Source organism: Kribbella sp. NPDC051137, assembly GCF_040682535.1.
Classification (GTDB): domain Bacteria; phylum Actinomycetota; class Actinomycetes; order Propionibacteriales; family Kribbellaceae; genus Kribbella; species Kribbella karoonensis.
Genome location: NZ_JBFBBI010000002.1, coordinates 788,184 through 812,973, shown reverse-complemented (window position 1 = coordinate 812,973; position 24,790 = coordinate 788,184). Strand labels below are relative to the sequence as shown.

Sequence of the window (24,790 nt, the reverse complement as noted above, 5' to 3'; positions counted from 1 at the left end):
GGCGTGGTCCGGATCTAGCAGCGCGCGAGGACGATGTCCGCGACGACCTTCCAGCCCAGGCTCCGGTAGAGCCGAGGCCGCGCGGCCGGTGCTCTTATCGGTCAGGCGACCTGCTGGAGATAGAAGCGGGCGGAAGCGACCAACCCCTCACGCTCGGTCCAGATCGCCGGGCCGCCGAGCTGCGCGGGTTCGCCGTTGACCTTGGTACCGGTCATCCACCACTCCGACCAAACTTCGGTGCCGTTCACTGCGGTCCGCAACACCTCGGCGTGGAGGTCGGGGATGCCTGCAAAAATCTGCGTCCAGTTGCGGAGCACATTGTCGTTACCGACGAAGCCCATGGCCGGCTGCAGGGGCGTCACCACCTCGTAATCGGTGGTGAAGCAATCTGCGACGCGTTGCGGATCGTGAGAGTTCATCGCGTCGCGCAGCGCGCGGACAGCAACAGGTAGGTCGATCGAATCGGCAGGAGTTTCGGGCATGGCACATTGCTCCTCATGTGGGTTTGATGTTCCCGGCAGGCACCCGCGCGGCTGCGATGGGTCAGCTGTGAATTGCGCCAATGTGATCGCGGACGGCAACGGGTCCACCGGATAGCGCCCCCGTTTCGGCCACTTCTTACCGGCTAGCACCCGTTTCGGCCGCTTCGTGACGAATTCGTCGCCAGCGGCGGTTCGCCGGCGACCTGTTGCGGGTCGAAGACCCAGACGTCTCCCTCGCGCTCGCGCAGACCGCGGGTGGTGTCGAGGATGTCGCGCTTGTTCGACGTGGCAGTGACGGCACCGGGCGCGTGCACTTCGCGCACAGGCCCGTACGGACGGGCGACCGCCGTGCGGGCCTGTGCTGCTTGGTCCGGTGCGGCGAGCAGCCGCGCCCTCGTCAGCTGGAGGACTGGACGTACTTGATGAACCCCACCGCATCCGGGGCATTCAACCGACCCACTGCTCCGGTCGAGTATGTGCTCAGCAGCACGCGGCCGTCGGGATCGAGGATGAAGCCGGTCGCCTGCACGTACGACGGGCCCTCGTGGACGAACGCGCCGGTGAGTTCCGCGAGCCGCGCGGGCGAGGCGCCGTACCCGACGGGGAACGCGATGCTGTGGGAGTCCACCATCGTGCTCGCGTCGTCCTTCGGGTCCGCGGAGATGGACACGACGGCCGCCCCGACGGCGTCCAGGTCGGGCAGGGCCCTGGTGAATCCCTTGAGTTGCGTCACGCAGAACGGGCACCACGAGCCCCGGTTGAAGAGCACGACACCGTACTGGCCACGCAGGTCGTCCGGGAGGACGATCTCCCCGCCTCCTACGCGATCCACGACCAGGCTGGGGAATTGATCACCTTCGTTGAGCAACGGCATGGGCGAACTTTCCTTTCGTGAGTTGTCACGGGTTAGAGCCCGCCCGGGCCGGGTTCTTACCCCCACCGACGGAGATCGCCCCGTCCCCGGTCACGGGCGTGCGGCGGCTGCCGTCCCCGGAGTACCGCACGAGCGAGTTGCCCTTGGTGTTGATGTGCAGGCTGAACACGTCCGGGCGCGAGTAGTGCCCGACCGGGTCCAGGTGCGACTTGACGCCGACGATGTCGTTGAGGTCGATGTCGGCATAGAGGATTCCCTCGGCGTCCGGAGCCAGGCGGGCAACACAGCGGCGCTCTCCCTGGGGACGCCCTGCCAGCTTGCCGAGCAGGTCTGGCCTCAGGCTTTGAGGAGCTCGGCCGGGATCATCTGGTCCGCTTCCAAGGGCGCACCGAGGATCGTCTGACCGGTGGCCCGCGACGCCTGCCCGAGCCCGTCGTACGAGACCTGCCAGCCGTCCGGCCGGGGCTGCCGCACGTCACGGCCGGCCATCCGAAAGAAGTCCTCCAGCCCACCCGGCGTTGTGACCGCGAGCATCTCTGCGTCCGAGGTGATGCGGTACGCCATGGGAACACCGCGCGGCACGACCACCACACCACCGGCCGTCAGGTCGTAACGGTGCCCACCAACCCAGTAGATGCCGCTGCCGCTCAGCAGCACGATGATCTCGTCCTCTTCGTTGTGCACATAGACCGGCGACGCCGAACCCGCCGACGCATCGGACCGGAACAACGACAGTTGGCCTCCCGTGTGCTGCCCGTTGAGAAGGACCCGCATCAGTCCCCCGCCGAGCCATTCGAGCGTCTCGTGCTCACCGGCCCCGGCCACGTAGGCCGCAAGACCTGCGGCGGCTTCGACATCGGTCGGCAGCTTGTCCTCCGGACCGAGCGGCGGGCCGAGAATGAGCTGACCGTTGTCCGCGGCCGCCTTGGCCATGGTCTGCGGCGTGACGCTCCACCCCTCCGGCTTCGGCGTGCGGAGGTCGTGGCCCGCGCCCCGGAAGAAGTTCTCCAGGCCGGACGGCGTACTCAGCGCCAGCAGGTCCGCGTCGGACGTGATGCGGTACGCGTGCGGTACGTCGCGCGGCAGGAACGCGACGCTACCCTCACCCACTTCGAACCGCTGGTCGCCGACCCAGTAGATGGCACTGCCACGCAGCAGCACGAAGATCTCGTCCTCGCGCGTGTGCAGGTGCGCCGGCGAGGCCGCCCCGGCCGGCGCGGACGACCGGAACATGGAGAACTGCCCGCCGGTCCGCTCACCGTCCAGCAGGACCTGCATGACGCCGCCACCGAGCCACTCCAGCTGCTGGTGATCAGCAGCTGGCCCCGCATACGAGATTGCCATCGTTTCGTCCTTCCGATTCGTGCTGCTGCCAAGTTCCCGCGCCGGGACAACTTAGTGGGGCAGGCCCAGGCGTGACCCGTTTCTTTCAGTCCCGTAAGAGATGGACCAGCGGAGGTTCAGCCGGTCGGCCAGGGCTTCTTTCAAGAGCGTAAGAATTCTCCGGCCGGGATCGGCCGCCGCTACGGTGGTGGGCATGGAGGACAACGTCGAGGTGATGATCGTGGAGGACGACGCCACCGTCCGAGCCGTCGTCACCGACTACCTCCGCGGTCGCGGGTACCAGGTCACCGAGTTCGCCGACGGCCGCACGGCTCAGGAAACGCTGCGCACCGCCCGGCCGGACGTGCTGGTCCTGGATCGGATGCTGCCCGGCGTCAGCGGAGACGAGTTATGCCGTCAGGTGCGGTTCGCGGCGCCGCAGACGTCGATCATCATGCTGACCGCGCTGGGAGCGGCCGACGAACGGATCGACGGACTCGAACACGGCGCGGACGACTACATCGCCAAGCCCTTCGTGCTGCGCGAGCTGCAGCTGCGGATCGACGCGATGGTCCGGCGCAGCCGCCGTCCGCACTTGTCCTCCGCCCCGTTCACGGTCGGCCCGTTCCGGGTGCACCCCGCACAGCGGACGATCTGGCTGAACAGCACCGAGATGACACTCACAACCCGCGAGTACGAGCTGTTCCTGTACCTGTTGCAGAACCCGGACCGCATCCTCAGCCGGGACGACATCCTGCGCGAGGTCTGGGGATGGAGCTTCGGCGAGACGTCCACCGTGACCGTGCACGTGCGTCGGCTGCGGGAGAAGATCGAACCGGAGCCCCGATTTCCCCGCTACCTGCTCACCGAGTGGGGCCGCGGCTATCGTTTCACGGTGGAGGGCGTCGCGTGAGGCTTCCCGCGATCGACCTGCTGCTCATCCTCGGCAGCGCCGTCGGCTGCACCATTGTGATCACAGTGATGGCGCTGCTGATCCTCCGGTACTGCCCACCCCGGTCCATCACATTCCAGTTCACGGTGGTGGTCGGCGCCGCCATCGCGTCCATCGTCTGCTCCACCGTCGCGGTCGCCGTACTGATGTATCTGTCCCTGCACGATCTTGCGGTGCTGCTGTGGGTCGTCGGGATCTCCGCGGCGCTGAGTCTCGCGGCGACCCTGCTGACCGCTCGCACGGCGAGTCGCGCGTTCGACGACCTGCGGGTGACGGTCTCCCGCGTCGGCCAGGGCGACGTCGTCGACGCCCAGCCTCACAGCGGCAAGGAGTTCGCCGAACTGTCCACCCTGCTCGCCGACGTGTCCGAGAGGCTCGCGGCGGCCCGCACCGAGATCGAGCAACTGGACGCCTCGCGCCGGCAGTTCTTCGCGTGGATCTCGCACGATCTGCGCACCCCGCTCACCGGAGTCAGCGCCCTGGCCGAGGCGCTCGAGGACGGCGCCGTGGAGGATCCCGCCGACTACATCCGCCGCATCCGCCAACAGGCCGCAACCATGAACCGGCTGGTCGACGACCTGTTCGAGCTCTCCCAAATCCAGAGCGGGCAGCTCCGGCTCCGGCCCGAGAACATCGAACTGCTCGACATCGTCTCCGACGCCGTCGCCGACGTCCACCAGCTCGCGCTCGCGAAGGACATCCGGATCGTCCAGGCGAACGTCGAGGGCCACATGCTCCGGGCCGACCCGCACGAGCTCACCCGGGTCGTGGTCAACCTGCTCACCAACAGCATCCGCCACGCCCCGCACGGATCGGAGATCCTCATCTCCGCCGACCAGCACGACGACCGGCTGGTGCTGTCGCTGCTGGACCAGGGCGGCGGCGTCGACAGCGAAGACCTCACCCGGATGTTCGAGGTCGGCTGGCGCGGCACCGCCGCCCGTACCCCCGCGGTCCAGCCGGCCGGATCGCCCGGTGCCGGGCTCGGGCTGGCGATCGTCCGCGGCATCGTCCGGGCCCACGGCGGCGACGTCCACGCGGAGCACGCCCCCCAGGGCTTCCGGCTGAACATCGCCCTGCCCACGACAGCGACACCAGCCGGCTGACTCGCCGCCCACCCGCTCCGTTGTGCGGCTCCGCCTCCTGGAATCCCCTCCGTCCTGCACAGAGTTGTTCAAACCTCTTCAGCTGGAAGTACGCAGCCAAAGGGGACTGCACGACCTGGATCGTCAGGGCTGGGCTGTCAACTGGTGACGTCACGCCCAGCGGACCGGGCGTCCAGCGTCATCGCGCTTTCCAGCGTGACCAGACGGGCGTTCTGCAGGGTCGCTACCTCCCAGCGGCCGTTCCGCGACCCGACCGCGAGTAGTTGCATGAAGCAACGGTTCGAGAGTACTTCGTCCTCGCCCGGCATCACCAGGCAGACGCGGTGGTGCACCACGCCCCAGCCGGGGCGGACGATCCGCGCGAACGGCACCTCGCTCCGGACCATTCGGGAACCCTTCAGTACGGTGTCGAACAGGGGCTGATTGAAGGCGATCACCGCCTCGCTCCCTCGGTGGATGGTTCCCTCGAAGTCCACCAGCTCGGCGTCGTCCGCGAGCTCGGCGGCGAACGCGGCGGCGTCGCCCTTGTTCCAGCCCGCGTTCATCCGCGCCGGGATGGCGGCCATCGCTTCGACCGTCTGTTCCATCTGTTTGCCCTTCTGTTGCTCCGCTTTCAGGCACCATCCTCGGCGGACCAGGCGGGAGAAGCATTGACCATCTGTGCACGGTTGTTGGGTCTGAGCGTCACCGCGTTGTACCCGTAGGTCTCCTTGAAAAGCCGACTGAAGTGCGCCGGATCGGCGAATCCCCAGTTCGCCGCGATGGCCGCGCAGGGGCGGCAGGCCACTCGTCGCGAGAGCCTCCAGAAAGGCGTCGGCGCCGCTCATGCCACGCCCGGGCGCTGGTGTTTCGTCACGCCCGGCCCCCGTCGTCGACGAGGCCGCCGAGGATCAACTCCAGCTTGGCGGACAGCTCGTCGCCGAGTGCGAACGGTGGTGGCTGGTCGGCGATCTGCGGCGGGGCCCACCGGGTCACCGTGTCCGTGAAGCGGGCCGAGAACACCTCAGGGACCCCACGGGCCGGTACGGCGATACGGAACTCCCCTCGATCCTGGCCCGACTGAACGGCCAGGCGCAGTGCCTCGAAATGCGGGAACAGCGCGCTCGGGTTGCCGATCTCCGTCAGTCGGCCGGAAGTTTCCAGGTCGTCCCGGAGCGGGCGGCCGGCGACCTCCGATCCGGCCGGGAACGACGGCGGGATCAACTGACCCGGGCTGCGGCCTTCTGCACGCGCTCGGTGAACTCGGGGTCTTCGAGGATCTCCGGCCCGGCCACGAGATTGATCAGCCGGACGAGAACCTCACTGACCTCGACGTCCTGCGACGCCGCCCGGTACATGCTGCTCATGAAAGCGTTGATCTGCTCGACCTCGGGAGTTCGCGGTCCCGCGACCTCGGGGTACCGCAGATCGGCTCCCACTGCCGTCGCCCAGGCGAGATCGACCATCGGCGTGACCTGCGCATAGAAGTCCCGGCTGACTCCCGCGCCTTCGGACCAAGGTCTGCCGGCTCGGACCTCCAGACAGCTGTCGAGCAGTTCCGCTTCCAGCGCGGCCATCGCCATGCCCTGACCGTAGATGGGGTTGAAGCTGCACAACGCGTCGCCGAGCGCGACATAGCCGTCGGGCAGCGTGGCGAGCGTCTCGAAGTGGCGGCGCCGGCTGGCGGGGAAGCGGATCAGCGTCCCGTCGTCGAGCGGCTCGGCGCGCTCGATCACCTCGGCCACGTCCGGGGCGGGCACGCTCGCGGCGAACGCCCGGAACCCGTCGAGGTCCACCGGTGATTCCTCGCCGAGGTACCCGAACAAGGTGGCGATCCAGGTGCCGTCCTCCTGCGCGTTCAGTACGGCGCCGCGGCGGTTCTCGGCCGTAGGCGTAATGATCACGGCCTGATCGCCACCGAGCTCTCCAGGGGAGCGCCGGAAGTGTCGCGTCGTGTAGGCGATCCGGATGGTGGCCTCGTCCTCGTCGGGAACGCCGAGTCCGGCCGCCCGCAGCCAGGCGGTTCCGCGGCCGCCACGGCCGGTCGCGTCGACCACGAGCTCGGCTTCCAGGAGCGTGCTCGCGGTCGGGTCGTCGGCGGGTGCGGTGTACACCCCGCTGACCCGGCCGGTCTCGCTGTCGAGGGCGAGCCCGGTCACCTCGTGGCTGTCGCGGAAGGTGACGTTCGGTACGGCGCGCAGCCGTTCGCGGATCCGCCCTTCGAGGAGCGGCCGCCCGGCGAGAACGGCCTGCAGATCCATCGGCGCCCGCTCGGCGCGGTGACCTTCCAACACGTAGCGGATTCCGCCCAGCACGTCGGTGGACACGGCTCCGTCGGCCAGCAGTTCGGCCGTCAGGCCGGGCATCAGCTTCTCCATCGTCTGCCGTCCCAGCCCGGGCAGGATGTGCAGGTGCCGGCTCTGCGGCACACCGCGCCGGTGGCTCCGGTCGTTCGCCGGGAGCAGATCGCGTTCGACCAGCGTGACCCGGGAGAAATGCCGGGCCAGGCAGTGCGCGGCCAGCAGGCCGGACACACTGCCGCCGGCGACAACGGCGTGGCCGTACGGTCGATCGTGCGTCATGATTCGAGTCCTTCGTTCGGTGCGGTACAGGGAGGGGAGGTTCCGCCTGGCCACGCCCGCGGACCACTGCGGGCGGCCGGCAGAACGACCTGGGTCGAGGCTAGGAGCCGGACAGAGGCCGAGTCGTGGACCGCAGCGACGACATCGATGGAACACCGGCGCCACCCGCGGGCTCACCACCAAGATCGTTTGAGCTCGAACGAGACGACTGGAGCGCGTGGTCGAGTTCCCTCTCGGCCCAGATGGCAGGCCCGACGTCACCCTCGGCCAGCCGCTGAGCATCATCTCCCAGACGGTTATGTCGGCCCGACACGTGTTCGCCGAGGCCGAGCACATGGCTACCAGTGGTTACGACCGGCTGATCAGTCTGGCGGGCCGCATCACCGAGCAGCTGCCCGGCAACCACGTCACCGCCCTGCAGCGATCAAGCATCCGGATGGAGGTCGTCTCCGTCCTGCAGCAGTTCCAGCGAGCCGTCGGCCTGCTGCTGGACCTGCACGGCTCCAGCGCATTTGCCCTCGGCAACCTGTGGCAACGGTTCTGGCGGGACCTGAACGTCGGTGCCCGCCACGCCCAGATGCTCGGCGGCGTACGTCAGGAACACCGCGACCTGCTCGTTCTCGACCCGCCGGCCGGGTCCGTGTGTTGCCGCTGCACGCCGACCGACCTGGTGCCCTTCTTCAGGTCTCCGGTCTCGTCGACCACGAGCACCGCACAGGAAGCGGTACTGGGAAGGGAGGGTCAACGGTTGTGACCCTCCCTTCGCCCGCGATTCGGCCACCCCTGGCGCGGGATCTGCGCTCTGGCTATGGTCGCGTCCGTTTACGCGACCTACTCAGTTCCTGGCAGTTCTGGTCTGCGTAGCGTTGGCGGCCCGCACGAGACCCATGCCCAGGCGGGACAGCCGCGGCCGACCCAGCAGGCGGTCGAGCGCCTTGTTCAGGGAGGCAGCCTCGCCCCGAACCACCACCTCACCTGGGCCCGAGACGGGCAGCTCGACGATCGCGATCCGCAGCACGTCGACGGGCCCGTAGATGTCGCGGAGGAGAGCCCTCACGTCGTCACCGGCCGTCGCTCGACGTTACCGGGACGCGCTGCAGGACGAGGAACTCGGTGACCCCGAGGAGGCGCACCCAGAAAGTGTGTCCCCGGAACAGGTGGGGCGCCGCCTCGGCCCGCCCGACGACGCGCGCGGCCGATACCTGGTGCGCCTGGCCGTCGACCACCAGCTCGGCGATGCCCGCCGCGCGGAGATTCCGCAGCCAGTCCGTCTCCTGCCCGTACGACAGGTTGACGAGATAGCCCTCCTCCAGCGGGTACACACCAATGGGCGTCTCGTAGGGCTTGCCCGAGCTCCGTCCCACGTGCCGGAGCACACTGAGCTCCGCTCCGGGCTTGCCCGCGTGCCGCAGCATCCGGGGGTTGTTGAGCCGCCGGTTGAACCCGCGGACGACGGCGAGCGCCCGCGGCTGCTTGGTGCGCATGGTGAGCACGAGCGCGAGGGTCGCGCCCAGCGTCAGCACCACCAGGCCGACAACCGTCCAGAGGACCCAGCTCCACATATGTTCCGCCTTCCGCGACGTAGGTTCCCTGAGTGCGGCTGAGCATCGGACTGGCCTCCGGCCAGCGTGATCAACTGGATGGGCCTTGGATATGCCGGAAAGTGTCAGCACCCGCCCAACGACAGCAGCGCGGGCGCTTAAGGCCCTTCGATGCCCAACTTGCAGCCTTTCGCCCCGCACTGCCGACTTGTCCGAATTTGAGGCAAGCGCCGCCCGGACGGGTAAATCCTTCGGGATCGTAAGAAATCGAATCGTCCCGATGGGCCAGAGCGGCGGCGTTGACTGGCCTGCTGGGCAGGCAGTTGCGTGGCCAGGCCCCACAGCGTCCGCCCGTCGGGCTGGGCTCAAGCGCACGAGCACCGCCGGCGCCTTGCGCGCGTAGACGCGACTGGTCCTGTTGAACCCGGCCATATGGAGCTGGACCGGTCCCCCGCTCGTCAGCGTAACCACAGCCGGTCCAGGTCCGGGTGTTCTTACGTTGTTGAAAGACTTCCCGGTCCGGAGTCCGGCCGTGCCTATGTTCGGGGGACGTCGGCGGTATGGGTGTTGCCTCCCCCCATGCCGCCGGCCTCAGACCGGACCGGACAGAAAGAAGAAGCCGGCGTGTCGAGAACCAGCGACGAGATGGAGGACGCATGACACGGATGGTGCAGTTCGCCTGGCGGACGCTGGTACGGACCAGACCGGTGCCCGGACGCCGGCTGCTGGACCCGGTGGTCACCCGGATGCGGGTGCTGCCGCAGGACCTGGACGCGATGATGGTGGTCAACAATGGCAGCCATCTGCAGCTGATCGACGTCGCGGCTGCCCAGCAGATCGCGGAGATGGGCGGCACGCGGCTCGCGGCCAAGCGCTCCTGGGTCGGGTTCGTCGCGGCGTCCACGATGCGCTACCGCCGGCCCTTGAAGCTGTGGGACCGGATCGAGATCACCTCGCGCGTGATCGGCTGGGACGAGCGCCTCTTCTACACCGAGCACGTGATCACTCGCGGCGGGGAGCTGTGCACCCGCGGCGTGGTGGGCCGCCGGTTCGTCAGCACCCGCACGGGCGACCGCATCGTCCCGGGCGACATCGCGTCGCTGCTGGCCCAGGAGCGGGGCTACGTGCCGCAGGAGCGGCCCGAGCTCCCCGCCGACGTCGCGGCTTGGATCGCGTCCTGGAACGGCGCACCAACCGATGCTGTGCCGACCGGCCCCACCCCGACCGACCCCACCCCTACCGCGCGGACTGCGCAGTGAACCGACAGGAGTCCTTGGTGTCCACGAACCCCCTCGACGCCGCAGGCTTGCGGGCCGCGCTCGTCGGCAGCCTTGTCCTCCCCGGGGAGACGGGCTGGGACGAGGCGCGCCAGGCCTTTCAGCTGGCGGTCGACCAGCGGCCCGACGCCGTCGTGCTCGCCGCGTCCCCGAGCGACGTGGTCGCGACGGTGAACGCCGCACGGGCGGCCGGTCTGCGGGTCGCGGCCCAGTCGACCGGTCACAACGCCGGGCCTCTCGGGGCTCTGAACGGCACGGTGCTCCTGCGGACGTCCGGTCTGACCGGGATCACCGAGAATCCCGGGGCCGGCATCGTCCGCGTCGAGGCGGGCGTGCTCTGGGGCGACCTGACGGCCGCCGTCGCTCGTCACGGGTTGGTCGGTCTGGCGGGCTCCTCACCGACCGTCGGTGTCGTCGGTTACACCCTGGGTGGCGGGTTGTCGTGGCTGGGCCGCCAGCACGGGCTCGCCGCCAACCACGTGGTCTCGGCCGACGTCGTGACGGCAGACGGCGTGGAGCGGCACATCGACGCCACAAGCGACCCCGAGCTGTTCTGGGCGATCCGGGGCGGCGGCGGCAGCTTCGCCGTCGTGACCGCGCTGGAGATCGCCCTCGTGCGGACACCCGACCTGCACGGCGGCGTCCTGTTCTTCCCGCTTGAGCGGGCCTTCGAGGTGCTGCACGCCTGGCGGGAATGGACCGCCACCGTGCCGGACGCGGTCACCTCGATCGGGCGGATCCTGCGGTTCCCACCAGTGCCGGACATCCCGGAGGAGGTGCAGGGTCAGTCGTTCGTCGTGGTCGAGCTGGTCTCGCTCCTGGGACAGCAGGAGACCGACGAGCTGCTCGCCCCGCTTCGCGCACTCGGACCCGTGATGGACTCTGTGCGCCCATCGAGCCCGGTGGAACTCGCCTCGATCCACATGGACCCGTTGGTGCCGGTGTCCGCAGCCGGCGACGGGTTCCTCCTGACGGACCTGCCCACCGACGCCCTGGACGCCTTCCTGTCCGTCGCCGGGCCGGGCGAGGACTTTCCCATGCTGGGGACCGAGATCCGGCACCTCGGAGGGGCCTTCGCGCCGGACCCGGCCAAGGGCGGCGCCGTGACCGGACTCGACGCCGGGTACGTGGTCTTCTCGGCCGCGCTCACCCCCGACGAGCTGAGCGCCAAGGTGGCGCACTTCGCCCTGGACCGGCTGCGCGACGCCCTGCGGCCCTGGGGAGCGGCGACGTCGTACCTGAACCTCACCGAACGTCCTGGCGGCGCCCCGTTCGCGGACGAGGCCACGCTCGACCGCCTCCGCCGGGTCAAGGCCCTGTACGACCCCGCGGACCTGGTCCGCGGGAACCATCCGGTCGAGCCGGCCCGGTAGGCGGCCCCGCTGGTCCCGGCCACCTGAGGGATGGCGGCTACGGCGAGGGCCCGCACGGCGAGCTGACGGACCACGTGACGCCTCGGTCCCGGCCGGGTGGCTCGGTCACGTGGTCTACGGCGCTGCCGAGCAATGCCCGTGCAGTCGGCGCACCTGATCATGCACGGGACGACGCACATCGCGGCAGTCGGGGTCGATCGCCACAGCTACGCGATCGGAGGACTTCAACACGGCAGAGCCCTCGGTCCTGATCCGAGTCTTCAACCGCTCCCGAAGCTTGTCCTTCGCGTCAGATCGCGACGTTCCCCAAGCAGCTCGCGCAATGCGCAACGGCGTACCCGAAAGGGTCAGCGTGGTGCGGGTGTCCTGGGATCTCGATCGCAGTAGGCGACAGCGAAGAGGACCAGAGCGGTCACGATACTAACGCCCGCGTTGGTGAGGAGGTCGGACGTGGCCATCCCGATCTCGTGGCCCCAGTAGGCAAGTTGCGAGGTCGCGTCCCAGAGCAGATACAGCAGCGCGTTGACAATGACCAACTTGCGCCGATCGGCGGCGCGGGACAGTGTCATCGCGATGATGGTGACGGCGATGATCAGGACGTGGCAGCCGGCGACGGCGTACCACTGGAAATGGCGTGTCGGGGTCATCTCGCCGCCGCGGTAGGCGCGGTCGGTGAGCTCGGGGTCGAAGGTGAGGACCACGACCTGCAGCAGGTTGAACGCGACGTAGAACCAGAGGACGACTCGCAGCGAAGATTTCATCCCAGACCCCTCTCAGAGGCCGACATCGGCGGAGACCCCCGGACGGACCTCGACCGCATGGGCCACCAGCAAACGTGCGGTTAAGGTGCCCCCTCCGACACAGCAACACCTTGGGGGCTGAAGGCAACGCGAGTCTGCCGGACTCACCTCCTTCAACGACGAACAGTCGCTCCTTCTGGCTACTAACAACCTGCTGCTGGAGCGCGCGCTCGACGGTGCGCTCGCACGACAACCGCCGCCTGTACGTCGTGAACCGGGGTTCGGGGAAAGTCACGACGTACCGATTGGCGGCGAAGGAGAGCTCGACGACCCGGTCACGGTCAGCGTCGATCGCGTCCTGCCCCGGTCGCCCGCCGATCGGGCGGCACCGTCGGTCTGATCCACCCGTCCGAGCAGTTGCTGCGGCTCGGGCTCAGGGGTACGGCGGGCGAGTCGCGACGGTGGTTCGCCGTACTCACGCTTGAAGGCGCGGACGAAGTGGCTGGCGTCGGCGAAGTGGTAGCGGGCGGCGACCTCGGAGATGCTCGAGCCGCTCCCGGCGCCTGCCGTGAGGACCTGATGGGCCTGCGCCAAGCGGCGGCGCCTGATGTAGCTGGACGCGGACTCACCCGTGGTGGCGAAAGCTCGTTGCAGCGTGCGCAGGGACACGTGCAGCTCGCTCGCCAGGATGTGGGGGCTCAACTCGGCGTCGGTGAGCAAGGAGTCGGCAAGGGACCGGGCAGCGTCGGCGAGCGCGACGGCGAGCTGTGGCTCCGACGGGTCGGGCCCCTCACCCGAAACCACCGCCCTGGTCAGCTCGACCAGCGCGTTGCGTGCGGCCTTCACCGCCGCCGGGCTGAGGTCGGTCAGGGACTGCTGGACCGCGGTCACATGGGCCATCAGCAGCCGGAGGTCCGCGGACTCCGTGGTGCCGACGATCGCCCGGTCCGTGAACAACGAACCGAGGTCGGCCGTGGGCAGGATGAGCACGGTCGAGCGGGTCCGTGGACCGATCCCGAAATCCCACGACCGGTCGTTGCGCCGGGCAACGAACTGGTTGCGCGCCATGTTGATCACGTCGCCGCGCTCGTCCGAACGGGTGAAGCGCCATGTTCCACGCCGGCCGAGGTGGACGACGACCCGGTCGTTGAGGTGCTCGAACCGGCCGCCGGTGCCGCCCACGATCGACTCGCTGTAGAGGTCCTCGACGACTGCATCGTCGATCTTGCTGTGCCGGATGCGGATCCGGTAGTCGCCCGCGCCGACCGGGGACGACGGCGGGATCGGGATCACACGGCCAACCTGCGCGTCCCAGCGGCGCTCGAGGCTCTCGATCATGTCGTCTTCCTGCGGTGACACAGTGACATCCACTGTGTAGACGCGCTGCTCGCCGGCGGACCGGGCCGGCGCGGGCGTCGGTGCCACTCGGGTGTTGTCCATGAGCCGTCCCCTTCAGCTGCGCCGGCCCGCCAATGAACGCAGTACCAGGTCGTCGAACTCCGGGTCGTCGGCAACGGTCACGAGGCATCTACCCTGTTCGGGCCCCCGCGGCGCCCCGGCACGAGATGCACGAAGTGGCCGTGTCACAGGACCAGCTCTGCCAGGCGGTGGACATCGTCGATCTCGTCCGTCGCAGAGTTGAGGATGAGCTCGTCGGCACCGATGTCGGCGAAGGCTTTCACTACGGTGCGCACCGCTTCTGGCGTGTCGCTCAGTGTTCCGACCACGAGGTCTGTGAACTCGGTGTCGGCGTAGTAGTCCTTGAGGTTCCGGCGTCCGAGCCCGGGGTCGGTGAGCGCGAAGTACGCGATACCAACGAGCCATGGCTCACCCCGTCGGTCGGCGTCCCGCCACGCCGCACGTGCCTGGTCGAAGGAGGCCTCCGCCATCGGTGGGGGTACCGAACCGGCGATGTAGCCCTCTCCCCACCGTGCCATCCGCGCGAGAGCAGGCGCGGACATCCCGCCGAACAACAGCGGTATCGTCCGCGCCTGGCTCGTCACCGCCGGGTTGGTGCCACCGCCCGCCGGAGCACCGCCCCAGACCTCGCGATAGGTCGCCAGGTCTGCGTCCATCCGACGGCCACGGCTGCCCGGCCCGAGACCGTCGACGACGAAGTTGTCCGGCCGGATACCCGCACCGATCCCCAGGGTGAGCCGCCCGCCCGAGATCTCGTCGATGCCTGCGACCTCCTTGGCGAACAGGGTGGCGGGCCACACCGTGCTGACCGTGATCGCGCTCATCAGACCGATCCGGCTGGTCGCACCGGCAGCCGCGGCCAGCGTGACCGTGTCCATGACTCCCGGGTAGGCGATGCGGCCCGTGGTGCCGAGCGTGGAGAACCCGGCTTCCTCGGCCATCGCCGCCCACCGGGGAAGGCGCGCGGGCCGCACGTCGCGGGCCTGGTTGGGAAGTCCGATGCCAATCTTCATCAAGCACCTCATGACGTATCAGGACGGAACGACAGCGGGTGCACACGGTAGGCACGCGCCGATGTTCGGCCACGTTAGGTACGACGAAGCTCCACGTGCGAGAACCTTTCGGAACCGTAAGAAGTCCGCCCGACAGCGACCCTGGTTGGCACACCAGAAGACGTCAGCCGATCATCAGGTTGCCCACGCACTTTCCGGCGTCCTCCCTCGAGGCGGTCCCGAACATCTGCGCGAACTCGAGCTCCTGCCACTGGAAGGGCCGCAGCACCTCGCCGACTCCGCTCGCGGGCCCTGCGAGCGCCGGCATGTACGTGATCTTGTAGCCGTGGAAGCTCGGGCCCGGCCGGTAGACGTCCGTCGTCTCCGGTGGCCGGTTCCGGGCGCTCAGTGGAACCGTCCTGGGGCGGCGGCGGCCGCCCCGCCGCCGTACGGCGGGGGGAAGCTTACGAAGTCTTACGAGTTGCGTCCGGACCTCGAACACCGGCGCGTCATGGTGGAGCCTGTGTGCGGGACGGGCCGCCGTCGACGTGTGCGGCATCGGCCCGTGCCGCTCAGGAGTACTTCAACCGGAGAGTGATCATGGAACACGACCAGCTGGTCGAACCGGGTGCGGCCCGCGTCCTGTCGTCCTATCTGACGTGCGAGGCCGCGACGATCTCGCGCTCAGGCACACCGATCGCGTGGCCGGTCACGGGCGTGTGGCGTGCCGACGAGCAGACCTTCGCGCTGTCGACATCGATCGGTTTCCCGCAGAAGGCGTTCAACATCCGGCGGGACCCGCGCGTCGCCCTGCTCTTCTCGGACCCGACGGGAAGCGGCCTCGACCAGGCAGGTCAGGTCCTCCTGCAGGGCGAGGCCGAGTGCAAGGACGAGATCGTGACCAAGTTCTCGCAGAACGCGGATGTCTGGCAGCGGGTAGCGCAGGCGCAGCCGTCGTCGCGGGCCCTGTCGTCCAACCGAATCCTCCGCCGCCTCCTGGACGTCTACTACATGCGGTTGTTCATCACGGTGACGCCCACCGTCGTCACGGCGCGTCCGTCACTGCCCGAGACCACAGCCCGGCTCTCCGACCTGGCGGTGCCGGGCCTGACCCCGACGATCGTCCGGAGGATCGGCGAGTTCCCCAGCGGAGTCCTGGCGAGCCTGGGCGACGGCGGGCAACCCTCCCTCGCCCGGGTGGTTCCCGAAGCGGACGACGGCGGCCTGCTGCTCACCGGCACCGACGCGCGGCCGGGGCAGGCGAGCCTGCTGTTCCACCGGCACGACGAGCTGCTGGCGAACCAGCGAAGCTTCGTCGTGGTCGGCGAGCTCTCCGAGAGCGCCCGCGGGCTCGTGCTACGCCCCGAGCGGGTGGCCGATGGAGTCCAGCCCGGGGGGATCTTCTCGCAGATCAGCACGACCCGCGGCCTGCGCCGCCGGGCCCAGGCGTACTTGGACAAGCGTGGACTGGACCGCCCGCGGATCCCGTGGCACGAGCTCGAGGAGATCCACGCGCGGATCGACGCAACGAACGTCGACGCAACGAGCTCAGCACGCTGACCGCTTCCTCTCGGTGTGCGTTCGAGACCGAGAGGAAGCGTGCTCGTCACACCACGTCGGGCAGCCTGACGTCGCCGGCCACGACGGTCCAGTACGACGCCGACCCCTTGCACGGGCAGTGGCTGACGGTCTCAGTACGGATCAGCAGGTCCACTCGTCCTGCGCGAGCCAGGTGTCAAAGGATGCGTGCCCGTGTCCCACCCGGTGGGGTTCTTACGCTCCTGTAACACCTCGGCTGCGGCGTCTCCGCATGACTACCGTTCCCATCGACGGCCGCCGACCCGCGAGCTCAGGGTCGTGGCCGTGCGTGGTCCTGGTCACCACGAGCAGCGCCGGCGGCGCACGGGTCAGAGGACAAGAACGATGATCGGTCAGGGCAGAGGACACGCCGTGGTCATCGGCGGGAGCGTCGCGGGGCTGACCGCGGCACACGTACTCGCCAAGCATGCCGCGCGTGTGACGGTCGTCGAACGCAACCGGTACCCGGAGCAGCCCGTAGCCCGCAAGGGTGTGCCCCACGGCAAGCACACCCACATCCTGCTGCGAGGTGGCCTGGCGTCGATGCTGCGCCTCTGCCCGGTATCGACGGGGACCTGCTCGCGGCCGGGGCGGTTCGCGTCGGGCGGGAGCTCGATGACCAGGGCGTTTTGTTACGGGTCCGAAAGAATCCCCCGGCGGCATCCTCCTTTACCGACACTGGGGACGAACCAGACGGGGGCAACTCACGAGGCCTGCCCTGCTCAGGCATCACTCAAGAGGAGACACTTCATGGCACGCGCCCTTGACGACACCATCGCCGCGATCGACGCGCTGGATGCCGACGGCTTTATCGCGGGTCTCAGCACCGATGTCGTCCTCACCTTCGGCAACGCACCGGCGGCCACCGGCCACGACCAGGTTCGCGCGGCCTGTACGCAGCTCTGGTCGACGATCAGTGGTGTCCGGCACCGCGTGCAGGACCTCTGGCACCCGGAGCCCGATGTGACCGTCGCGTACATCCAGGTCGACTACACGCGACTCGACGGAATCGTCGTGACGGTTCCCTGCGTGGACATCCTGCGCTGGAAGGGCGACGTGGTCGCCGACTGGCGGATCGTCATCGACATCGCACCGGTCTTCGCCCCGGCCGACGGGACCGTCTAGGTTCCCCGGCCGCGCCATGGCCGTCTCGTACGCTGCGCCAACTCGCGTCCACCGGCCGGGGCGGATCGTCGCCGGCTCCGTCCAGGTCGTGCTGAACAGCGAGAGCATCGGTGGGCAGCGCGCGACATTCCGCCGGACCGCGCCGGCCGGAGCGAAATGCGCACTCATTGGAGTTTCACTGCAGTGAATAGAGCCTCACTTCATCTAACTCGAGGAGCATCATGCAGTACGTCTTCGTGCCCGGCGCCTGGCACGGCAGCTGGGCCTGGCATCCCGTGGCGCAACGCGTCACCGCTGCCGGCCACGGCGCAGTCGCCCTGACCATGCCCGGCCTGGCGGCCGGTGACGATCCCCGAGGTCTGCGCCTCGCGGACGCCGTCGATCACCTGGTCGGGGAGGTGGAACGTCGGGACCTGTCCGATGTGGTGCTGGTGGGCCACAGCTGGGGCGGCATCCCGATCGCCGGCGCAGCGCCTCGACTGGGCGACAGGCTGCGCGCCGTGGCCATGGTCAGTGCCTTCGTACCGCGTCCCGGCGAGTCGATGGCGGACGCGCTGGGCCCGGACATCGGCGCATTCGTCCGCGCCTCGATCGCGGCATCCGCCGAAGGGACGATCGGCGTGGATCTCGCCGCGGTCCGCGAGTCCCTGATGCCGGGTGAGCCGGAGCCCCTCCAACGTCTCGTGCACGACCTGCTGCTACCACAGCCCGGCGGGTACATGCTCGATGCGCTGGACGAGGTGGAGCTCACGAGCCTCGGTGTGCCGCTGAGCTACCTTCTGGCCGAGCGGGACCAGGCCCTTGCCGCACCCGGGGCGCAGCTCGCAGCGCGGATCGACGCCGAACCGCTGATGGTGCCGGGCACGCATGAAGCGATCCTCACGCACCCGGACGACGTCGCCAAGGCATTGCGCAACGCCACCGGCGGCTGACCGCGCCTGCTGAATCGTCGGGGTTGAACGACCGATGCTGGGTTGGTGCTGCGTTCTGATGTGATTTCTGATGAGTTGTTTGAAGGGCGCTGCCAGTCGCGATCTGTGACGGGTGCCCGGCGGTACGGCGGGAGGAGTACAGCCGAACATGAACCCGCACCATCCGAACATGGCCGGGCAAGCTGCCACGACGGTTGAGTGCGTGTCATGAAGTTTCGACTGCCAAGCCTGGCCGTGCCGTCGCATCTGTGGACATGCGCCAGGCCTGCGCCACCGTCCTGTCCCGACCTCGCTTCCGCACGGAGGCCACGAACCGGCGATCCGAGGTGGTGACCCTGCCGACGGCCGGGGCGCTCGTACGCGATCTCGAGAACCTCGCCGGCAGCCCGAAAGTCCGAGAGTTCACCGTTGACATCCCGAAACCTGTGCTCGACCTGGCTCCCCGACCATCTCCCCGGCACCGGTCATGACCTGGGGTTCGACGGAACATATCTGCGGGACGTCCTCGAACACTGGGCGATCGACTTCGACTGGCGTGCCGCTGAGGAACGGTTGAACAGCTTCGCGAATCGCACCGCCACCATCGACGGCACGGCACTGCACTTCGTCCACGAGAGGTCACCGCAACCGGACGCGGTACCGCTGCTGATGCCGCACGGCCGGCCGAGTTCGTACGTGCAGATGCTCGACATCATCCCGATGCTGACCCACCCTGAGCGCGACGGGACACCATTCGACGTCGTCGCCGTGTCCCTGCCCAGATATGGCTTCTCCGAGATCCCGCGGCAGGCCGGCGTGACCTTCCCGGCCATCGCAACCCTGACGCATCGATTGATGACCGAGGCGCTCGGGTACGAACGGTACGGCATCCGTGCGAGCGATCTCGGCTTCGGTGTCGCCAACGCCAACGCGGTCGCTCATCCTGATGTGGTCGCCGGTCTTCACACCAGCGGCACCAACCCGACCCTGCCCACACCGTTACCCGAGGATCTGACCGGCGAGGAGCGCCGATTCGTCACCGATGCCCAGCAGTGGAACGCGAACGAGATGGCTTATCTGCAAGTGCACGCCAACAAGCCGCAGACCCTCGGTGCCGCACTGAACGACAGCCCAGCCGGTCTCGCCGCCTGGATCGGTGAGAAGTTCTGACGCTGGACCGACAACAACGGTTTCGTGGAGGACGCGATCGACCGTGACGCCTTCCTCACGAACCTCACCATCTATTGGGTCACCCAGACCGTCACGTCGTCCATGCGTCTCTACTACGAGGCGTTCCGGGATCCGGCCGGCTGGCAACCCGCGACGGTGCCCATCGGATACCTCATGTCTGATCGGGACATGTTTCCGACGCCCCGGTCCTGGATCGAGCGGCGAGGCCCGGTTGCGCACTGGACGACCACCGACCGTGGAGGCCACTTCCTCGAATGGGAGCAGCCAAGGGTTGTAGCCCAGGGCCTGCGGACCTTCTTCGGTGCCCTCGGCCGGCACCCCGAGCCGTAGCCGGCCGACGGGGACCCGATGGCTGCAGGTGTGCTGCCTCAGCCATCGGGTGCCGGACGGCCGTCGTACCCGACCCGACATGCTTCCCGGAGGAAGATCGTCCGTGACGACTCACGAGAACACCATCATGCGGCTGTTGAACGGGCTCACCGATCAGCTACTCACGCCGGTGCAAGGGCTACCAGAAGACGCCCATGTCGTCCACTTGGGGTGCGGAACCGGCGGGCTGAGTCTCGCGCTGGCCCGTCGACGTCCTGATCTGCGGATTACCGCGATCGACGTCAACCCCACGGCGTTGGAGGCGGGCCGAGCCGGTGCCGCCGGGCAGAATCTGTCCGTCGAGTTCCGGACGATGTCGATGGCCGACCTCACGTTCGCCGACAGCAGCGTCGATGCGGTCATCTCCCGGATGGGTCTGTTCCTGCCCGGGACGGCGCCGTTCGAGGTGGCGGCACGCGAAGCTGCCCGGATTTTTCGACCGGGCGGGCTGCTGAGCATCGGTACCTGGGACGACCTGGACGGCAGCCCTTACACCCGCATCGGTCTTTCCGTACTGCGTAAGGTACTTCCCGCCGGCGCGGTTCCCGAGCTGGAGGTCGCCTTCGCCGAGTCGGTACGGCCCGGCGCTTTCGAGGAGCATCTCAGGGCCGCGGGTTTCCGGGACATCGCCGCTGACTGGTTCCACTGGGACACCGAGTACCCGGACTTCGCAGCATGGTGGGGGTACGACACCCGCTCGCACCGCTGTTCAGCGCCCTCGACGACCGGCAGCAGGCCATCGCCCAGCAGGTGATGACCGACGAGATCGCCAAGCACCGAGCCGTCTCCGGCAGCTATCGCCTGCCCGCGACCGCTCGTGTCATCACTGCCCGGTGCTGATCCGCGCGTCGTCTGCCGGCTGGTCCGGCGCAGGGCGGCGAGTGGCGCGGAAGCCGCCCGGTGCGATGCCGTACAGCCGGCGGAAGGCGTGGCTCAACGCGAACTCGCTGGAGTAGCCGACCCCGTGAGCGATCGCCGCCACCTCGACAGGCCGGCGATGGCACTGAGTTCCGGCAAGGTCCACGGGCTGTCCGGGGCCGCGTGAATGCGATGGAGCACCTCGGCGACCGCCGGATCGTCGACCTGCGCCGCCTCGGCTCCGCGGTTGTCCGTCAGCCACTTGCCGCAGCAGGTGGGTCAGGACCAGATCGAGCAAGGCCGGCCGGGTCACCCCTGCGCCCGGCCCGGCGTCGGCGAGGTCGCTCGTACCAGATCGAACAGCGGCCGTAGCTGAGGATGACGGCCGTGGTCGGGTGCGACTGCGATCACGTCGGGAAGAGTACGCAGGTAGAAGGGGACCGGGCCGTGGTCGAGCCAGTAAGCACCGCAGAGAAACTCGACGTCGGCGCGGGCCTGCTGCGGAAGTCTTGTTTCGCCACGGCGGTGGGCAGCTGGTGAAGAGTGGCCGGCGCGTGACTCAGGCCGTGTTCACCACCGGCCGGGCTGAAGACAACGTCTCCCGGTGCCAGCCGGCGACACGGGCCGTCCGGCGTGATCAGCCAGGCTTCGCCGCTGAGAACCAGATGGAAACCGCTGCTCGCGAAGGCCGGATCCTTGCACTGGCGCCGGCGCGGAAGATCAAGGATCGGGTCGCGTTCGGCAACGGCGTCGAGATCGTTGCCTCCGGCCCTCAAACCTCCGGCTGACTGCGATCGTGTTCGAACACCGGGCTCGCCCGTGAGATCGGTGCAGGCCCCCGGCGCTGACGCACTCACCGGACAACTCGGGAACAGGCAAGGCCGCGCTGGCGGGAAGCCGGAAGGCAGGGGCCACGGGCCCTGACGGGTCATCGGGATGGCGACCCCGCGTGCGTCAGCGTATGGCTGCGCGGACCCCGTCGACGGCGAAGTACGCTCCCAGGCCGCCCAGGAACGTCCCCGCCACCCGGTCGACCACGCCCACGCTGCGTGCGTAGACCCGCTGCGGTCCCGGCAGCGACAGGACCGTTGCCACGATCAGGTACCACGTCGTCTCCACCAGCGTGACGCCGATCGGCACCGCCACCAGCGTCGCCACTGACGCATCGTGCGGCAACGCGGTGGCGAATATGCTCCCGTAGACCACGATCACCTTCGGGTTACTCAGGTGGGTGAGCATCGCCGACAGGAACGCCCGCCGCGGCTCCACGCGCACCTCCCCCGCCTCGACTGGCGCCCCTGTCCGGTGCGCCAGCCACATCCGCACCCCGAGGTAGACCAGGTAGATCCCGCCGGCCACTTTGAGCACCGTGAACAGCCATCCGGCGTAGACCAGCGCCACGCTGAGGCCGGTCACTGCGATCACCGAGAAGACCAGGCCGGCCGCCCCGATCCCCGCCGCCGCCAGACGGCCCTCACTCGGGCCCGCCGACAACGCGGTCCGTGCCACCACGATGACGCTCGGCCCAGGACTGATCGCGCCCACCGCGATCACCCCCATTATCGTCAACAATGCGACAACATCCAGCACAGCCTGCTCCTCCGGTCTCTGACATCTGACAGCCCAGAACTAAACCCGACGAACTGCCGAGCGGACCACGATGTTTCAGACCCGTAAGATCTCCACACGTCGATTGCTCGCGAGCCGGGGCCGCACTGGAGAACCTCGACATCGACGGTTTGGCTGACACTCGGATGGGCTGCATTGCTAGGCGTTCGTTGGTAGCCGCATAAACCGCCCCGCCCGCGGAGCGGGCGAGGCGATCTGCGAAAGGGCAGGCCAGTGGGCGGGCGTGCCGCAGCTGGAGCAGGCCGTTGGGTGTTAGCGGTTGTGGCGCCAGGGACCAGGGCAGAGCGGTCACTGCGGTATCCGGCTCCCGGTGCCTCGCTTCCCGGGCGGCGGGCCGTGGCCCGGATCAATCATCAGCATCCGCAGACGACGACGTATGGCCGATTCTTTTGCCGGTGCCGGTTAGCGCATCGAGATGTTCCTTACGCCCCTGAAAGATTCCCCAGGCGGCCGAGACATGGCCCTAAGGTCAATGACCGACCCTGAGGACCGCCGTGACCGTGCGCTCTTTCTGCGTACGCCACACCTGACCCAAGGAACATCACATGACAGCACACGGGGAAGCGCCGAAACCTGGTGGGATGCGGCCGCGGCACGAGCTCCAGTCCCGGCCGGACGGACCCTCCCTGGCCCTGGTCCGCGCCCAGGCGCTCCTGGCCTCCCTCGCGCCCGGTGGCGGGGTGACTCCCATCGCCCACGGGGTGGACATCGTCGACACCACCGTCCCAGTGCCAATGCTGAACGGGCTGGTGCTGACCGCAGCGAGACACGACCGCGTTGGCCTGGACCGTGCGCTGGCTGCCGCGGCGGAGCGTCTGCCCGCCTGGTCGATGCAGGTCGTCGGGCACGAACCCACCGGGACGGAGCGGTCCGCGGCCGCTGTCCGTGGCCTGCGCGAGCTTCGGTTTCCGACGATGATCCGCCCGCTGGCGGACTTGCCCGACGAGGACGGCATCATGCCGTCGGTGACCTTCCGGACGGTCCGGACGCCGGAGGACCGCGCCGCGTTCGTGCGCGCGCTGGGCGAGTCGTTCGGAGCTGACGCCTCCCTCGGCGAGCCGTTCGTCACCAACGCGGTGCTCGCCCACCCCGGAATCACGGTCTACATCGCGGTAGTCGACGGACAGGTCGCGGCTACCGGGATCACGATGCTCGACGACCAGGGCTGGCTAGGGGTCTACTCGGGCGGGACGATCCCGGCCTTCCGCCGGCGTGGCTTGGGCCGCGCGCTGCTGCTGCACCGTCTGACCGAGGGCCGTCGTGCGGGCGCACACACCGCCTACCTCCAGTCCAGCGAGATGGGCCGCCCGCTCCACGAGGCGGTGGGCTTCCTGGACGGCGACGACGACATCATCTATTTCACCCACTGACCGGAGGCCAGGTGCATGATTGATATGTCCATACAGCCCGTTTTCCAGGCCCTCGAGTTCCTCCGCGACGATCCGCTGCACACCATGCGGCTCGTCCCCGATCCGCTACCCGAACCAGCGCGGGGCAGCCTGCTGCTCAAGATCGAGCGCTTCGTCCTGAGCTCGAACAACATCACGTACGCCCGCTACGGCGACCAGCTCGGGTACTGGGCTCCGTTCCCGGCCAGGGAGCACGGCTGGGGACGAGTGCCTGCCTGGGGCACCGCCCGCGTCATCGGCGGCGACACCGACCTGGCGGCGCCCGGCGAACTGTTCTACGGCTTCATCCCGATGGCGACGCACGTGCTGGTCGAGGCGGAGCCGCTGCCCACCGGGTTGCGCGCCACGTCGCCCGAACGGTCGGAGATGTTTCCGCTCTACCGCGACATGATCCGGATGAACGACCCGGTCGAGGACGTGGTGCTCGCGACTACGGGGGGAGCGGCAAAGACTGCGGCTCACCTCAGTGATGAGATACAGGCGTCGGGACCTGCGCAGGTCGTGTTCTCCAGCGCCACGAGCCGTACCGCCCTCACCACAGCCGTTGTGCTGCGGGAGGCTGGCCTGCGGGTCGTCGGGCTGACCGCCGCTGACCACGCCAAGGCCGCTGCTCGCGCCGAGGCCTTCGACGAGGTCCTGTCCTACGACGAGGTTGGAGATCTCGTGGGCATTCCGGGCACCGTGTATGTCGACGTCGCCGGGCGGCCCGAGATCACCGTCGCGGTGGCCCGGACCCTCGGATCGGCGCTCGTTCGCAGCCTCCGAGTCGGCGAGACGCATCCGTCGAGCGAACCTTCCGCGCAACTCTCCCTGCCGGGGCCACCCGTCGAGCAGTTCAACGTCGGGCTTCGCCGGATTGACGTGGCCGCACGGATCGGCGAGGAGAATATGGCGGTGCTCGAGCAGGCCGTCGAGAAGTCGATCGCAGTCTGGGCCGCCGAGCATCTCGCAGTGGAGACGGTCACCGGACTCGAACAGGTCCGTCACGTCTGGCACCGCGTGCTGCGAGGTGAAGTCGACCCGTTGACGATCGCGGTGATCGATCTGTCCTGAGAACCGTTCGCCTAGGACAAACCCTCG

At 68.7% G+C, this 24,790-nt stretch carries 28 protein-coding genes and 4 pseudogenes; 15 read left to right on the top strand and 17 right to left on the bottom strand.

Going from position 1 to position 24,790, the window contains the following annotated elements:
• Positions 1 to 101: 101 nt before the first annotated feature.
• The 3 genes from AB0M51_RS11335 to AB0M51_RS11325 all read right to left on the bottom strand — a co-directional run bounded on the left by AB0M51_RS11335 (position 102) and on the right by AB0M51_RS11325 (position 2,700).
• On the bottom strand, positions 102 to 482 hold the full coding sequence (locus AB0M51_RS11335; protein WP_363749088.1) for a nuclear transport factor 2 family protein: 381 nt from the start codon (positions 480 to 482) through the stop codon (positions 102 to 104).
• A gap of 397 nt (positions 483 to 879) precedes the next feature.
• Positions 880 to 1,356: a redoxin domain-containing protein gene (locus AB0M51_RS11330; protein ID WP_363749086.1), complete on the bottom strand. Its 477-nt coding sequence runs from the start codon at positions 1,354 to 1,356 to the stop codon at positions 880 to 882.
• A gap of 336 nt (positions 1,357 to 1,692) precedes the next feature.
• Positions 1,693 to 2,700: a cupin domain-containing protein gene (locus AB0M51_RS11325; protein ID WP_363749084.1), complete on the bottom strand. Its 1,008-nt coding sequence runs from the start codon at positions 2,698 to 2,700 to the stop codon at positions 1,693 to 1,695.
• A gap of 193 nt (positions 2,701 to 2,893) precedes the next feature.
• Between AB0M51_RS11325 and AB0M51_RS11320 the strand changes: the two genes are divergently transcribed.
• Positions 2,894 to 3,592 (top strand): response regulator transcription factor, encoded by a 699-nt coding sequence (locus AB0M51_RS11320; protein WP_363749082.1) that lies wholly within the window; start codon positions 2,894 to 2,896, stop codon positions 3,590 to 3,592.
• Complete coding sequence (locus AB0M51_RS11315; protein WP_363749080.1) at positions 3,589 to 4,737, top strand: HAMP domain-containing sensor histidine kinase; 1,149 nt, start codon at positions 3,589 to 3,591, stop codon at positions 4,735 to 4,737. The genes AB0M51_RS11320 and AB0M51_RS11315 overlap by 4 nt, the downstream gene beginning before the upstream one ends.
• 137 nt (positions 4,738 to 4,874) lie before the next feature.
• On the opposite strand, the gene AB0M51_RS11310 is transcribed toward AB0M51_RS11315, so the two are convergent.
• The 3 genes from AB0M51_RS11310 to AB0M51_RS11300 all read right to left on the bottom strand — a co-directional run bounded on the left by AB0M51_RS11310 (position 4,875) and on the right by AB0M51_RS11300 (position 7,298).
• The gene (locus tag AB0M51_RS11310) at positions 4,875 to 5,324 is read right to left on the bottom strand and encodes an SgcJ/EcaC family oxidoreductase (RefSeq protein ID WP_363749078.1); all 450 of its coding nucleotides are present in this window, start codon (positions 5,322 to 5,324) and stop codon (positions 4,875 to 4,877) included.
• 265 nt (positions 5,325 to 5,589) lie between these two features.
• Positions 5,590 to 5,940, bottom strand: coding sequence for a hypothetical protein (locus tag AB0M51_RS11305; RefSeq protein ID WP_363749076.1), 351 nt, complete (start codon positions 5,938 to 5,940; stop codon positions 5,590 to 5,592).
• On the bottom strand, positions 5,937 to 7,298 hold the full coding sequence (locus AB0M51_RS11300; protein ID WP_363749074.1) for a hypothetical protein: 1,362 nt from the start codon (positions 7,296 to 7,298) through the stop codon (positions 5,937 to 5,939). Before AB0M51_RS11300 ends, AB0M51_RS11305 begins: the two co-directional genes overlap by 4 nt.
• A gap of 298 nt (positions 7,299 to 7,596) precedes the next feature.
• Here AB0M51_RS11300 and AB0M51_RS11295 point away from each other — a divergent pair.
• Positions 7,597 to 7,818: pseudogene (locus AB0M51_RS11295) on the top strand (hypothetical protein); the annotation flags it as partial.
• 66 nt (positions 7,819 to 7,884) lie between these two features.
• Here the strand turns inward: AB0M51_RS11295 and AB0M51_RS11290 are convergent.
• The 3 genes and pseudogenes from AB0M51_RS11290 to AB0M51_RS11280 all read right to left on the bottom strand — a co-directional run.
• Positions 7,885 to 8,012: pseudogene (locus tag AB0M51_RS11290) on the bottom strand (transposase); the annotation flags it as partial.
• 121 nt (positions 8,013 to 8,133) lie between these two features.
• The gene (locus AB0M51_RS11285; RefSeq protein WP_363749072.1) at positions 8,134 to 8,355 is read right to left on the bottom strand and encodes a hypothetical protein; all 222 of its coding nucleotides are present in this window, start codon (positions 8,353 to 8,355) and stop codon (positions 8,134 to 8,136) included.
• Positions 8,356 to 8,359: 4 nt separating this feature from the next.
• Positions 8,360 to 8,860 carry a nitroreductase family deazaflavin-dependent oxidoreductase gene (locus tag AB0M51_RS11280; RefSeq protein ID WP_363749070.1) on the bottom strand — a complete coding sequence of 167 codons (501 nt, stop codon included), beginning with the start codon at positions 8,858 to 8,860 and terminating at the stop codon, positions 8,360 to 8,362.
• A 635-nt stretch (positions 8,861 to 9,495) separates the two neighbouring features.
• On the opposite strand from AB0M51_RS11280, the gene AB0M51_RS11275 reads away from it, so the two are divergent.
• On the top strand, positions 9,496 to 10,098 hold the full coding sequence (locus AB0M51_RS11275) for an acyl-CoA thioesterase (RefSeq protein WP_363749068.1): 603 nt from the start codon (positions 9,496 to 9,498) through the stop codon (positions 10,096 to 10,098).
• Positions 10,099 to 10,115: 17 nt separating this feature from the next.
• A complete protein-coding gene (locus AB0M51_RS11270; RefSeq protein WP_363749066.1) occupies positions 10,116 to 11,489 on the top strand; it encodes an FAD-binding protein in 1,374 nt (457 codons plus the stop codon).
• A 347-nt stretch (positions 11,490 to 11,836) separates the two neighbouring features.
• Here AB0M51_RS11270 and AB0M51_RS11265 read toward each other — a convergent pair whose 3' ends face one another.
• The 4 genes from AB0M51_RS11265 to AB0M51_RS11250 form a co-directional block, all read right to left on the bottom strand.
• On the bottom strand, positions 11,837 to 12,250 hold the full coding sequence (locus tag AB0M51_RS11265; RefSeq protein ID WP_363749064.1) for a hypothetical protein: 414 nt from the start codon (positions 12,248 to 12,250) through the stop codon (positions 11,837 to 11,839).
• A 270-nt stretch (positions 12,251 to 12,520) separates the two neighbouring features.
• Positions 12,521 to 13,669 (bottom strand): helix-turn-helix transcriptional regulator, encoded by a 1,149-nt coding sequence (locus AB0M51_RS11260; RefSeq protein WP_363749062.1) that lies wholly within the window; start codon positions 13,667 to 13,669, stop codon positions 12,521 to 12,523.
• 143 nt (positions 13,670 to 13,812) lie between these two features.
• Positions 13,813 to 14,661 carry an LLM class flavin-dependent oxidoreductase gene (locus AB0M51_RS11255; protein WP_363749060.1) on the bottom strand — a complete coding sequence of 283 codons (849 nt, stop codon included), beginning with the start codon at positions 14,659 to 14,661 and terminating at the stop codon, positions 13,813 to 13,815.
• A gap of 163 nt (positions 14,662 to 14,824) precedes the next feature.
• Complete coding sequence (locus AB0M51_RS11250; protein WP_363749058.1) at positions 14,825 to 14,968, bottom strand: hypothetical protein; 144 nt, start codon at positions 14,966 to 14,968, stop codon at positions 14,825 to 14,827.
• 272 nt (positions 14,969 to 15,240) lie between these two features.
• Between AB0M51_RS11250 and AB0M51_RS11245 the strand changes: the two genes are divergently transcribed.
• Positions 15,241 to 16,200, top strand: a complete 960-nt coding sequence (locus AB0M51_RS11245; protein WP_363749056.1) for a pyridoxamine 5'-phosphate oxidase family protein — start codon at positions 15,241 to 15,243, stop codon at positions 16,198 to 16,200.
• A 46-nt stretch (positions 16,201 to 16,246) separates the two neighbouring features.
• Here the strand turns inward: AB0M51_RS11245 and AB0M51_RS11240 are convergent, their stop codons facing one another.
• Complete coding sequence (locus AB0M51_RS11240; protein ID WP_363749054.1) at positions 16,247 to 16,354, bottom strand: DUF427 domain-containing protein; 108 nt, start codon at positions 16,352 to 16,354, stop codon at positions 16,247 to 16,249.
• Between the two features lie 209 nt (positions 16,355 to 16,563).
• Here AB0M51_RS11240 and AB0M51_RS11235 point away from each other — a divergent pair.
• The 6 genes and pseudogenes from AB0M51_RS11235 to AB0M51_RS11210 form a co-directional block, all read left to right on the top strand.
• Positions 16,564 to 16,674 (top strand): annotated as a pseudogene (locus AB0M51_RS11235) (NAD-binding protein); the annotation flags it as partial.
• Between the two features lie 294 nt (positions 16,675 to 16,968).
• Positions 16,969 to 17,343 (top strand): nuclear transport factor 2 family protein, encoded by a 375-nt coding sequence (locus AB0M51_RS11230; RefSeq protein ID WP_363749473.1) that lies wholly within the window; start codon positions 16,969 to 16,971, stop codon positions 17,341 to 17,343.
• A 221-nt stretch (positions 17,344 to 17,564) separates the two neighbouring features.
• Positions 17,565 to 18,275 carry an alpha/beta hydrolase family protein gene (locus tag AB0M51_RS11225; protein WP_363749052.1) on the top strand — a complete coding sequence of 237 codons (711 nt, stop codon included), beginning with the start codon at positions 17,565 to 17,567 and terminating at the stop codon, positions 18,273 to 18,275.
• A gap of 408 nt (positions 18,276 to 18,683) precedes the next feature.
• Positions 18,684 to 19,424, top strand: coding sequence for an epoxide hydrolase family protein (locus tag AB0M51_RS11220; protein ID WP_363749050.1), 741 nt, complete (start codon positions 18,684 to 18,686; stop codon positions 19,422 to 19,424).
• Positions 19,425 to 19,448: 24 nt separating this feature from the next.
• Positions 19,449 to 19,775: a hypothetical protein gene (locus AB0M51_RS11215; protein WP_363749048.1), complete on the top strand. Its 327-nt coding sequence runs from the start codon at positions 19,449 to 19,451 to the stop codon at positions 19,773 to 19,775.
• A 103-nt stretch (positions 19,776 to 19,878) separates the two neighbouring features.
• A complete protein-coding gene (locus AB0M51_RS11210; protein ID WP_363749046.1) occupies positions 19,879 to 20,568 on the top strand; it encodes a class I SAM-dependent methyltransferase in 690 nt (229 codons plus the stop codon).
• Between the two features lie 69 nt (positions 20,569 to 20,637).
• On the opposite strand, the gene AB0M51_RS11205 is transcribed toward AB0M51_RS11210, so the two are convergent.
• Together AB0M51_RS11205 and AB0M51_RS11200 are read right to left on the bottom strand one after the other, a co-directional pair.
• Positions 20,638 to 20,796, bottom strand: a complete 159-nt coding sequence (locus AB0M51_RS11205) for a hypothetical protein (protein WP_363749044.1) — start codon at positions 20,794 to 20,796, stop codon at positions 20,638 to 20,640.
• A gap of 185 nt (positions 20,797 to 20,981) precedes the next feature.
• Positions 20,982 to 21,310 (bottom strand): annotated as a pseudogene (locus AB0M51_RS11200) (cupin domain-containing protein).
• On the opposite strand from AB0M51_RS11200, the gene AB0M51_RS11195 reads away from it, so the two are divergent.
• Complete coding sequence (locus AB0M51_RS11195; protein WP_363749477.1) at positions 21,239 to 21,460, top strand: hypothetical protein; 222 nt, start codon at positions 21,239 to 21,241, stop codon at positions 21,458 to 21,460. The pseudogene AB0M51_RS11200 and the gene AB0M51_RS11195 overlap by 72 nt on opposite strands.
• 166 nt (positions 21,461 to 21,626) lie before the next feature.
• Here AB0M51_RS11195 and AB0M51_RS11190 read toward each other — a convergent pair whose 3' ends face one another.
• Positions 21,627 to 22,262: a LysE family transporter gene (locus AB0M51_RS11190; RefSeq protein ID WP_363749042.1), complete on the bottom strand. Its 636-nt coding sequence runs from the start codon at positions 22,260 to 22,262 to the stop codon at positions 21,627 to 21,629.
• Between the two features lie 584 nt (positions 22,263 to 22,846).
• Here AB0M51_RS11190 and AB0M51_RS11185 point away from each other — a divergent pair.
• Together AB0M51_RS11185 and AB0M51_RS11180 are read left to right on the top strand one after the other, a co-directional pair.
• Positions 22,847 to 23,671, top strand: a complete 825-nt coding sequence (locus AB0M51_RS11185) for a GNAT family N-acetyltransferase (protein WP_363749040.1) — start codon at positions 22,847 to 22,849, stop codon at positions 23,669 to 23,671.
• A 24-nt stretch (positions 23,672 to 23,695) separates the two neighbouring features.
• The gene (locus tag AB0M51_RS11180) at positions 23,696 to 24,763 is read left to right on the top strand and encodes a DUF2855 family protein (RefSeq protein ID WP_363749038.1); all 1,068 of its coding nucleotides are present in this window, start codon (positions 23,696 to 23,698) and stop codon (positions 24,761 to 24,763) included.
• Positions 24,764 to 24,790: the final 27 nt, after the last annotated feature.

What these genes read in the sequence shown, in the direction of transcription:
- AB0M51_RS11335 (WP_363749088.1), bottom strand. Translation starts at nt 482, where the DNA reads ATGCCCGAAACTCCTGCCGATTCGATCGACCTACCTGTTGCTGTCCGC.
- AB0M51_RS11320 (WP_363749082.1), top strand. Translation starts at nt 2,894, where the DNA reads ATGGAGGACAACGTCGAGGTGATGATCGTGGAGGACGACGCCACCGTC.
- AB0M51_RS11300 (WP_363749074.1), bottom strand. Translation starts at nt 7,298, where the DNA reads ATGACGCACGATCGACCGTACGGCCACGCCGTTGTCGCCGGCGGCAGT.
- AB0M51_RS11280 (WP_363749070.1), bottom strand. Translation starts at nt 8,860, where the DNA reads ATGTGGAGCTGGGTCCTCTGGACGGTTGTCGGCCTGGTGGTGCTGACG.
- AB0M51_RS11185 (WP_363749040.1), top strand. Translation starts at nt 22,847, where the DNA reads ATGACAGCACACGGGGAAGCGCCGAAACCTGGTGGGATGCGGCCGCGG.
- AB0M51_RS11250 (WP_363749058.1), bottom strand. Translation starts at nt 14,968, where the DNA reads ATGCCGGCGCTCGCAGGGCCCGCGAGCGGAGTCGGCGAGGTGCTGCGG.
- AB0M51_RS11310 (WP_363749078.1), bottom strand. Translation starts at nt 5,324, where the DNA reads ATGGAACAGACGGTCGAAGCGATGGCCGCCATCCCGGCGCGGATGAAC.
- AB0M51_RS11225 (WP_363749052.1), top strand. Translation starts at nt 17,565, where the DNA reads ATGCAGTACGTCTTCGTGCCCGGCGCCTGGCACGGCAGCTGGGCCTGG.
- AB0M51_RS11245 (WP_363749056.1), top strand. Translation starts at nt 15,241, where the DNA reads ATGGAACACGACCAGCTGGTCGAACCGGGTGCGGCCCGCGTCCTGTCG.
- AB0M51_RS11265 (WP_363749064.1), bottom strand. Translation starts at nt 12,250, where the DNA reads ATGAAATCTTCGCTGCGAGTCGTCCTCTGGTTCTACGTCGCGTTCAAC.
- AB0M51_RS11230 (WP_363749473.1), top strand. Translation starts at nt 16,969, where the DNA reads ATGGCACGCGCCCTTGACGACACCATCGCCGCGATCGACGCGCTGGAT.
- AB0M51_RS11260 (WP_363749062.1), bottom strand. Translation starts at nt 13,669, where the DNA reads ATGGACAACACCCGAGTGGCACCGACGCCCGCGCCGGCCCGGTCCGCC.
- AB0M51_RS11255 (WP_363749060.1), bottom strand. Translation starts at nt 14,661, where the DNA reads ATGAAGATTGGCATCGGACTTCCCAACCAGGCCCGCGACGTGCGGCCC.
- AB0M51_RS11180 (WP_363749038.1), top strand. Translation starts at nt 23,696, where the DNA reads ATGTCCATACAGCCCGTTTTCCAGGCCCTCGAGTTCCTCCGCGACGAT.
- AB0M51_RS11275 (WP_363749068.1), top strand. Translation starts at nt 9,496, where the DNA reads ATGACACGGATGGTGCAGTTCGCCTGGCGGACGCTGGTACGGACCAGA.
- AB0M51_RS11325 (WP_363749084.1), bottom strand. Translation starts at nt 2,700, where the DNA reads ATGGCAATCTCGTATGCGGGGCCAGCTGCTGATCACCAGCAGCTGGAG.
- AB0M51_RS11330 (WP_363749086.1), bottom strand. Translation starts at nt 1,356, where the DNA reads ATGCCGTTGCTCAACGAAGGTGATCAATTCCCCAGCCTGGTCGTGGAT.